This window comes from Streptomyces hygroscopicus subsp. hygroscopicus (assembly GCF_001553455.1).
In the GTDB taxonomy this organism is placed as follows: domain Bacteria; phylum Actinomycetota; class Actinomycetes; order Streptomycetales; family Streptomycetaceae; genus Streptomyces; species Streptomyces hygroscopicus.
In genome coordinates this window covers 1-8,172 of the sequence record NZ_BBOX01000539.1, presented here as the reverse complement: position 1 = coordinate 8,172, position 8,172 = coordinate 1, and the positions used below count along the sequence as shown (strand labels likewise).

The window sequence follows — 8,172 nt, the reverse complement described above, 5'->3', positions numbered from 1 at the left end:
GCAGTGCTCCATGGAGCACCAGCGGCGGCGCCCGGGGCGCGAGGTGTCGACGTAGACCAGGTGGCAGTCCTCGGCCGCGCACACCCGGATGCGGTGCGCGTGCGGGCCGGTGAGGAGTCCGACGGCATCGCGCGCCACGGTGGCGAGCAGACGTGTGCCGTCGGCAGGCCCGGCCCACCGCCGCTGTCCGTCCGACCCGATCGCCGGGGCCAGGGGCGGATGGGCGGCTGCCGCGTTGATGACCCCCACGTCACCGGGCGCCGGTGACGCGCCGCGGGTGTGGGCGAGGGCCGCCCGGAACAGCGCGTCGCGCAGCCGGCGTGCGTCGGCCACCTCCGGGTCGCGGATCCGCAGGTCCGGCGTCGGTACCAGGCGCGAACGCTCCGCCCAGGCGGCGAGGTCGGCGGGCTGGTGCAGCACCTCGTACCGGCGGTAGGGGCCGGGGCCGCCGGTGGTGAGCAGCTCCAGGCACAGCGCGCCCGGGTCGAACCGGTAGGCGACGCCGGTGTGCGAGCGCAGGATGAGCCCTCGGGTTGCGGCGGAATCCATGTAACCAATATAACCAGTTACATGGCACTGAACTGGAAACTGGTCATCGACACCGCGGACGCGCCCGCGCTCGCCGACTTCTGGGCCGCGGCACTGGGCTACGAGGTGGAGGATCCCAGCGCGCTGATCGAGCGACTGCTGGCCGCCGGCCACATCGGCGAGGAGGCGGTCGCCGAGCACCACGGCGGCCGCAGGACCTTCCGCGGCTTCGCGGCGATCCGCCACCCCGAGGACCCGTTCGACGAGATCAGCGGCATCGGCCGGGGCCGGCGGCTGCTCTTCCAGGACGTGCCCGAGGGCAGGACCGGCAAGAACCGCCTGCACATCGACGTCCACGCCGATCCCGGTGACCTGGACACGCTGGTGGCGCGGCTGGAGGGCCTGGGCGCGACCCGCGTCCGCGAGGTGAACAAGGGCCCGGCCGGGCACTGGTGGGTGATGCGCGACCCGGAAGGCAACGAATTCTGCGCCGCCTAGGCCCCGGCCACGCACCGCCCGGGTCCCGCCGCGGAAGTGGCCGGGGGAGGATGGCGTCTCGGTGGCGGGGCCTCGGCGGTGGGGCGTGCGCGGTGGGAACCGCGTGGCGGTCCGGCCCCCCACCGGCGTGACTCACCCCAGGTAGGCGCTCCTGCGAGCGGCCACGAACGCCTCGATGCTCTGGGGAGGCACCCCCGTGACGCGTTCGACATCGTCGGAGACGCGGTCGTAGCGGTTGTCATGGTGCAGCCGGGCCATGGTGGCGATGTGCTCTTCGGTGTGCGGCGGCAGGCCCGCCTCGGCCAGCACCTCGGCCCGCCACTGGTCCAGCGGCACGTCCGAGTAGGTCACCGGACGTCCCAGCGCCCGGGAGAACGCCTGGGCCAGCTCCGTCATGTCCACCGTGCGCGGTCCGGTCAGCTCGTAGACGTGGCCGATGTGCGGCGCCGGGTCGCGGAGTACGGTGGCGACGACCCGGGCCACGTCGTCGACGGCGACCGGCGAGGTGCGCCCGGTGCCGAACGGCAGCGCGATCGTGCCGCTCTCCCGGATCGTGTGCGCCGCCAGCGTGGTGAACAGCGGATTGTCCAGGAAGGACGTCGGCCGGATGTGGACCACGGGCAGGCCCGACCAGTTCAGCACCTGTTCCGCCAGCCAGTGCAGCCGCTGCTGGTGGGACTCCGCGGTGCTGGTCGCGGTCATCTGCGACACCGTCATCTGTGACATGCCGACCAGCCCGGCAAGCCGCCCGTTCTCGCGCGCCACGGTGGCCACCACCGTCGCCGCCAGCAGATGGTCCGGCGACACCGGCATCGCGAAGTACATCCGCCCGACGCCCTCCAGCGCGGTCGCGACGGTCTCGGGCCGGATCAGGTCGCCGACCACGACCTCCGCGCCCAGCCTGCGCAACCCGGCCGCGCGATCGTCGTCACGGCGGACCATCACCCGCACCGGGACATCGTACGAGCGCAGTTTCTCCAGGACCGCGCGCCCCACATCACCGGCGCCGGTGATGAGCACCAGATCGCTGGCAACCATCCGTTGACCTCCTTGTGGTGGGTCGTCCGGGCCGGCGTCCCGCTCCCCGCCGGCCCGGCGGTCGGCATCACGGTCCGTCAGCCGGCGACATAGGCGGCGAGGTGCTCGCCGGTGAGGGTGGCGCGGGCGGCGACGAGGTCGGCGGGTGTGCCCTCGAAGACGACCCGTCCGCCGTCGTGGCCGGCGCCGGGGCCGAGGTCGATGATCCAGTCGGCGTGCGCCATGACCGCCTGGTGGTGCTCGACGACGATGACCGACTTGCCGGAGTCGACCAGCCGGTCGAGCAGGCCGAGCAGCTGCTCGACATCGGCGAGATGCAGTCCGGAGGTCGGCTCGTCGAGGACGTAGACACCGCCCTTCTCGGCCATGTGGGTGGCCAGCTTGAGCCGCTGCCGCTCGCCGCCGGACAGCGTGGTGAGCGGCTGGCCCAGGCGCAGGTAACCGAGCCCGACGTCGGCGAGCCGGGTGAGGACGCGGTGCGCGGCCGGGGTGCGCGCCTCGCCGGCGCCGAAGAACTCCTCGGCCTCGGCCACCGACATCGCCAGCACCTCGCTGATGTCGCGGCCACCGAGAAGGTGGTCCAGCACCGACGCGTCGAACCGCTTCCCCTCGCAGTCCTCGCAGGTGGTGGCGACACCGGACATCATGGCCAGGTCGGTGTAGATGACCCCGGCGCCGTTGCAGGTGGGGCAGGCGCCCTCGGAGTTGGCGCTGAACAGCGCCGGCTTCACACCGTTGGCCTTCGCGAACGCCTTGCGGATCGGATCGAGCAGCCCGGTGTAGGTGGCCGGGTTGCTGCGGCGCGAGCCGCGGATGGCGCTCTGGTCGACGGACACCACGCCCTCGCCCGCCGGGATCGAGCCGTGGACCAGGGAGCTCTTGCCGGAACCCGCCACACCGGTGACCACGCAGAGCACCCCGAGCGGGATGTCGACGTCGACATCGCGCAGATTGTGCGCCGTCGCGCCGCGGATCCGCAGGGTGCCGGTGGGCGTGCGCACCGTCTCCTTGAGGGCGGCCCGGTCGTCGAGATGGCGGCCGGTGATCGTGCCGCCGGACCGCAGCCCCTCGACGGTGCCCTCGAAACACACGGTGCCGCCCGCGGTACCGGCGCCCGGCCCGAGGTCGACGACGTGGTCGGCGATCGCGATCACCTCCGGTTTGTGCTCCACCACGAGCACCGTGTTGCCCTTGTCCCGCAGCCGCAGCAGCAGGCTGTTCATCCGCTGGATGTCGTGCGGGTGCAGACCCGAGGTGGGCTCGTCGAAGACGTAGGTGACGTCGGTGAGCGAGGAGCCGAGGTGGCGGATCATCTTCACACGCTGCGCCTCGCCACCCGACAGGGTGCCCGACGGCCGGTCGAGCGAGAGGTAGCCGAGGCCGATCTCCACGAACGAGTCCAGGGTCTGCCGCAGCGCGGCGAGCAGCGGCGCCACCGACGGCTCCTCGACGGTGCGGATCCATTCGGCCAGGTCCCTGATCTCCATCGCGCAGGCGTCGGCGATGCTGACCTGCCCGATCTTCGACGACCGGGCCCCCTCGCCGAGCCGGGTGCCCTCGCACTCCGGACAGGTGGCGAAGGTGACCGCCCGCTCCACGAACGCCCGGATGTGCGGCTGCATCGCCTCCGTGTCCTTGGACAGGATCGACTTCTGGATGCGCGGGATCAGACCCTCGTAGGTCATGTTGATGCCCGCGATCTTCATCCGGGTCGCCTCGTGGTACAGGAAGTCGTGCCGCTCCTTCTTGGTGTACTTGCCGATCGGCTTGTCCGGGTCGACGAGGCCCGACTCGCTGTAGAGCCGGTGGTTCCAGCCGCCCGCCGTGTAGCCGGGGATGGTGAGCGCACCCTCGTTGAGCGACTTGGAGTCGTCGTAGAGCTGGGTGAGGTCGATGTCGGAGACCGCGCCGCGGCCCTCGCAGCGCGGACACATGCCGCCGGTGCGGTTGAAGGTCGCCTTCACCGTCTTCTTCGCACCGCGCTCGACGGTGATGGCACCGCTCGCCCGGACCGAGGGGACGTTGAAGGCGTACGCGCTGGGCGGGCCGATGTGCGGCTGGCCGAGGCGGCTGAAGAGGATGCGCAGCATCGCGTTGGCGTCGGTGGCGGTGCCGACCGTGGAGCGGGGATCGGCACCCATCCGCTGCTGGTCGACGGTGATCACGGTCGTCAGCCCGTCGAGCACGTCCACCTCGGGCCGCGCCAGGGTCGGCATGAACCCCTGAACGAAGGCGCTGTAGGTCTCGTTGATCAGCCGCTGCGACTCGGCGGCGATGGTGTTGAACACCAGTGAGCTCTTGCCCGAGCCGGAGACACCGGTGAACACCGTCAGCCGGCGCTTCGGGATCTCGATGCTGACGTCCTTGAGGTTGTTCTCGCGTGCGCCGTGCACACGGATCAGGTCGTGGCTGTCGGCGAGGTGCGGCACGGACGACCGCGGGTCCGGCCTCGTGGCTATGCTCATCGTTTCTCCATCTGTCGGGCGGGACCCGCCTTCGGCGGTGTCCGTCGGCGCCGCCTGGTTCGATGCCTGCTTGCCCGATCCAACCAGATCCGGGCGGTACGTCTGGTTCTCCCGTGTCGGCGTGGCGGTCCGCGCTACGGGTGGAAGCCGGGGTCCATGGCGATCAGGCTAGGCATGACCCGGTGACCGGCGCTTCTTCATTCCTGACCAGGTGCCTGGCCGAGTGCCTGACCCGGTCCCTGACCGGGTTCCTGACTCGGTCCCTGACCGGGTCCCTGACCGGCTCGGCCACCTGTGTTCCGGACCGGCCCGGCCTGGATTGCCGCCCGCGGGGAGGGGTACTCAGCCGAGCGGAAGACCAGGCGGACGAGGGATGAGGGATCACGGCATGCCACTGGCAGCAGGGCGGGGAGAGCTGTCCACCACGCTCATCGACGCCCTCGTACACCAACCGGGAGAGGTGACACTGCCCGCCGGCCGGTCACTCACGGAGGCCGATCCGTACGGAGACGATCTCCAGCTCGCGCTGTTCCTGTGCTACGAGCTCCACTACCAGGGATTCTCCGGGGTGGACGACGAATGGGAGTGGGATCCGGATCTGCTCCGGGTGCGGCAGGCGCTGGAGCGGCGTTTCCTGGACGCGCTGCGCTCCGAGGCCACCGCGCACCACGACCCCGAGGACGCTCTGGCCGGTCTGCTGGTGGAGCCCGCCGACGGGACGGGGGTGTCGCACCACCTCCGGGACGACGGCGAGCTGTGGCAGATGCGTGAGTACATCGCGCATCGGTCGCTGTACCAGCTCAAGGAGGCCGACCCGCATGTGTGGGTGATCCCCCGGCTGCGGGGCCGGGCCAAGGCGGCCATGGCGGCGGTGGAGTACGACGAGTTCGGGGCCGGGCGCGGGGAGCGGGTGCACGCGGAGCTGTTCGCCGATCTCATGGTCGACCTGGCGTTGGACCCCACCTACAACCACTATCTCGATGCCACCTCGGCGCGCATGCTGGCCGTGGTCAACATGATGTCGCTGCTGGGCCTGCGCCGGTCGCTGCGCGGTGCTCTGGTGGGACACTTCGCGACCGTGGAGATCACCTCCTCGCCCGCCTCCGACCGGCTGGCCCAGGCGCTGCGGCGGATGGGCGCGGGCGAGGCGGCGGTGTTCTTCTACACCGAGCACGTGGAGGCCGACGCCGTACACGAGCAGGTGGTGCGCTACGAGGTGATCGGCGATCTCCTCAAGCGCGAACCCGCCCTGGCCGCGGACGTGGCCTTCGGCATCGACGCCACGGTGTTTCTGGAGGACCGCTTCGCCGAGGAGGTCCTGGGCGCCTGGCGGGACGGCCGGTCCTCACTTCGTGTTCCGCTGTGACCTCGGCGGCCGGCGGCGGTGGCTGGTGTCGCACCACGGGTAGCGCGCGCTGCGGCCGCACATGCACACGGCCGCGGTGAAGCGGTCGGAGCGCGCGACGCCGCCATCGGGCAGGGACACCTCGACCGGCCCCTCGATCAGCATCGGCCCGTCGGTGGGCAGGGTCACTCGGACGGCGCGGTCACACTTGTCGTTCGGCACGGATCACCACCAGCTCTTCCTTCTCCTCGCCCGGGGCGATCAGCCCCCGGGACTCCAGCCAGGGCGCCCTCTCGCGCAGGACCGGCCCGAAGGGGACCAGACGGCGGTCGGTCACGGCCGCCCGCAGCCCCGCCCGCGTCAGCTGCTCGACGGTCCGCTCGGCGCCGCACAGCCCGGAGTGCACCAGGAGCAGCACCCCGCCGGGACGCAGCAGGGGCGGCGCGTCCACGGAGAGCCGGTCGAGCACCGCGCGTCCGTCGGCACCGGCGTTCCAGGCCACGGCGCGGCCCCGCCGGGCCCGGCGGCCCGGCGCGGGTACGTACGGCGGGTTCGCGAGGATGAGATCGAAGCTGCGGTCGGCGACCGGGGCCAGCAGGTCGCCCCGGAGGACACGCACCCGCACACCTCTGAGCCGCGCGTGAAGCCACGCGGTGCCCACGGCAAGCGGTGAGACGTCCACCGCGGTCACCTCGGCCGCGCCGTGCCGGGCCGCCGCGACGGCGAGGGCTCCGCTGCCCGTCCCGACGTCCAGGACGGCCGTGTCGGCGGAGATGTCCTCCCGGAGCAGCGCCTCGACCAGCAGACGCGTGTCGTCCTGCGGCGAGTACACACCCGGCGGGATTGTGGTCCTCCTCATGGTGCAGCGAGTACCCGGATAGAGCGATGAGGCACCTGTGCCGTGCGGTACAGATGTGTTTCGCATCGGTGTCCCGCCGTGGTCGTGGGTGTGTGGTGGGCTGGGGTGGTGGGTCTGCTGTGCGAGGGGGTGTGCGCCCCGGCCGCGGCGGGGTGTGGCGGCTCCTGCGGCATTGGTGTTCCGCCGTGGTCGTGGGTGTGCTGGGGGTGGTGGGTCTGCTGTGCGAGGGGGTGTGCGCCCCGGCCGCGGCGGGCGTGGCCGCCCCTACGGCAACGGCGTCCCGCCCGTGGCGTTGACGATCTCCGCGGTGATGAAGGACGCCTCCTGTGAGGCCAGGAAGACATAGGCGGGGGCCATCTCCGCCGGCTGCGCCGGGCGGCCCAGCGGCGCCTGCTTGCCGAACTCCACCGTGTCCGGCAGCGTCGCCGGGATCAGCGGCGTCCACACCGGCCCCGGCGCGACCGCGTTCACGCGGATGCCCCGGTCGGCCAGCATCTGGGCCAGCCCTTGGGTGAAGGTGACGATCGCGCCCTTCGTCGTGGCGTAGTCCAGCAGGTGCGGGCTCGGCTTGTAGGCCTGCACGGACGCGGAATTGATGATGCTCCCGCCCGCGGGGATGTGCGGCAGGGCGAACTTCGACAGCCAGAACATGCCGTAGAGGTTGGTGCGCAGGACGCGGTCGAACTGCTCGGTGGAGATCGCTTCGATGCCCTCGGGCTGCGACATCTGGAACGCCGCGTTGTTCACCAGGACGTCGATGCGGCCGAACTCCGCCACGGCCCGGTCGACGAGGGCCCGGCAGTTGGCCTCCTCGCGGATGTCGCAGGAAACCGGCACCGCCTGGCGCCCGGCGTCCTCCACCCACCGGACGGTCTCCCGCGCCTCGTCCTTCTCCTCGTCCAGGTGGGTGAAGAGCACATCGGCACCCTCGCGGGCGAAGGCCAGGCACACCGCACGTCCGATACCGGAGTCGCCACCGGTGATCACGGCCTTGCGGCCCTCCAGCCGGCCGCAGCCCCGGTAGGAGTCCTCACCGTGGTCCGGTGGCGGATCCATGGGCCCGGTCCAGCCCGGATGCGGCTGGTCCTGGGACGGGAAGTCGGGGCGCGGATGCTGGTGAGCGGGGTGCTGTGGCTGGTTCATGGCTCTGCTCTCTCGTCGGTGGCACGGTCTCGTGAGGGGTTCCGGCACCGTGGGACGGCGCGTGGCCCGGCCGGCGGCGGCCGGGTACCGGACCGGGGCCGACCGCATCGGGCTCCGGCTCCAGGGTGCCCGGCCGGCGGCCGCAGGCCACCGCGGACGCGGCCGCCGTGCCGCCACTGCGCCCATACGCCGGTACGCGGGCGAGATCTCGTACGTGGTGATGTGTGTCCTGGCCGTCGGGGCGTCAGGCGGCGACCGGCGCCTGTTCGGTCCGTGGGTCGGCTTCGACCTGGTTG

The 8,172-nt window shown here is 71.9% G+C and carries 9 protein-coding genes; 3 read left to right on the top strand and 6 right to left on the bottom strand.

Annotation, left to right across the window (positions count from 1 at the left end):
* Window positions 1–549 (bottom strand): CGNR zinc finger domain-containing protein (locus AXW62_RS38325; protein ID WP_060948423.1); only part of this gene is annotated, 549 nt, incomplete at its 3' end.
* 21 nt (window positions 550–570) lie between these two features.
* Here AXW62_RS38325 and AXW62_RS38320 point away from each other — a divergent pair.
* Window positions 571–1,026 carry a VOC family protein gene (locus AXW62_RS38320; RefSeq protein ID WP_060948422.1) on the top strand — a complete coding sequence of 152 codons (456 nt, stop codon included), beginning with the start codon at window positions 571–573 and terminating at the stop codon, window positions 1,024–1,026.
* Between the two features lie 132 nt (window positions 1,027–1,158).
* Here the strand turns inward: AXW62_RS38320 and AXW62_RS38315 are convergent, their stop codons facing one another.
* Window positions 1,159–2,064 (bottom strand): NmrA family NAD(P)-binding protein, encoded by a 906-nt coding sequence (locus AXW62_RS38315; protein WP_060948421.1) that lies wholly within the window; start codon window positions 2,062–2,064, stop codon window positions 1,159–1,161.
* A 77-nt stretch (window positions 2,065–2,141) separates the two neighbouring features.
* Complete coding sequence (locus tag AXW62_RS38310; protein ID WP_060948420.1) at window positions 2,142–4,529, bottom strand: ATP-binding cassette domain-containing protein; 2,388 nt, start codon at window positions 4,527–4,529, stop codon at window positions 2,142–2,144.
* Between the two features lie 388 nt (window positions 4,530–4,917).
* Between AXW62_RS38310 and AXW62_RS38305 the strand changes: the two genes are divergently transcribed.
* Window positions 4,918–5,895, top strand: a complete 978-nt coding sequence (locus AXW62_RS38305) for an iron-containing redox enzyme family protein (RefSeq protein WP_079115989.1) — start codon at window positions 4,918–4,920, stop codon at window positions 5,893–5,895.
* Here the strand turns inward: AXW62_RS38305 and AXW62_RS38300 are convergent.
* From AXW62_RS38300 to AXW62_RS38290, 3 genes are all read right to left on the bottom strand, one after another.
* Complete coding sequence (locus tag AXW62_RS38300) at window positions 5,875–6,096, bottom strand: CDGSH iron-sulfur domain-containing protein (protein WP_030829330.1); 222 nt, start codon at window positions 6,094–6,096, stop codon at window positions 5,875–5,877. The two genes, AXW62_RS38305 and AXW62_RS38300, sit on opposite strands and share 21 nt — an antisense overlap.
* Complete coding sequence (locus tag AXW62_RS38295; RefSeq protein WP_060948418.1) at window positions 6,077–6,733, bottom strand: HemK2/MTQ2 family protein methyltransferase; 657 nt, start codon at window positions 6,731–6,733, stop codon at window positions 6,077–6,079. Before AXW62_RS38295 ends, AXW62_RS38300 begins: the two co-directional genes overlap by 20 nt.
* A 264-nt stretch (window positions 6,734–6,997) precedes the next feature.
* On the bottom strand, window positions 6,998–7,876 hold the full coding sequence (locus AXW62_RS38290) for an SDR family oxidoreductase (RefSeq protein WP_060948417.1): 879 nt from the start codon (window positions 7,874–7,876) through the stop codon (window positions 6,998–7,000).
* A gap of 49 nt (window positions 7,877–7,925) precedes the next feature.
* Between AXW62_RS38290 and AXW62_RS45250 the strand changes: the two genes are divergently transcribed.
* Window positions 7,926–8,172 (top strand): hypothetical protein (locus AXW62_RS45250; RefSeq protein WP_214516891.1); only part of this gene is annotated, 247 nt, incomplete at its 3' end.

Bases quoted from the DNA above. Each gene is read 5' to 3' on its own strand.
- AXW62_RS38295 (WP_060948418.1), bottom strand. From the start codon at position 6,733: ATGAGGAGGACCACAATCCCGCCGGGTGTGTACTCGCCGCAGGACGAC.
- AXW62_RS38290 (WP_060948417.1), bottom strand. From the start codon at position 7,876: ATGAACCAGCCACAGCACCCCGCTCACCAGCATCCGCGCCCCGACTTC.
- AXW62_RS38305 (WP_079115989.1), top strand. From the start codon at position 4,918: ATGCCACTGGCAGCAGGGCGGGGAGAGCTGTCCACCACGCTCATCGAC.
- AXW62_RS38310 (WP_060948420.1), bottom strand. From the start codon at position 4,529: ATGAGCATAGCCACGAGGCCGGACCCGCGGTCGTCCGTGCCGCACCTC.
- AXW62_RS38320 (WP_060948422.1), top strand. From the start codon at position 571: ATGGCACTGAACTGGAAACTGGTCATCGACACCGCGGACGCGCCCGCG.
- AXW62_RS38315 (WP_060948421.1), bottom strand. From the start codon at position 2,064: ATGGTTGCCAGCGATCTGGTGCTCATCACCGGCGCCGGTGATGTGGGG.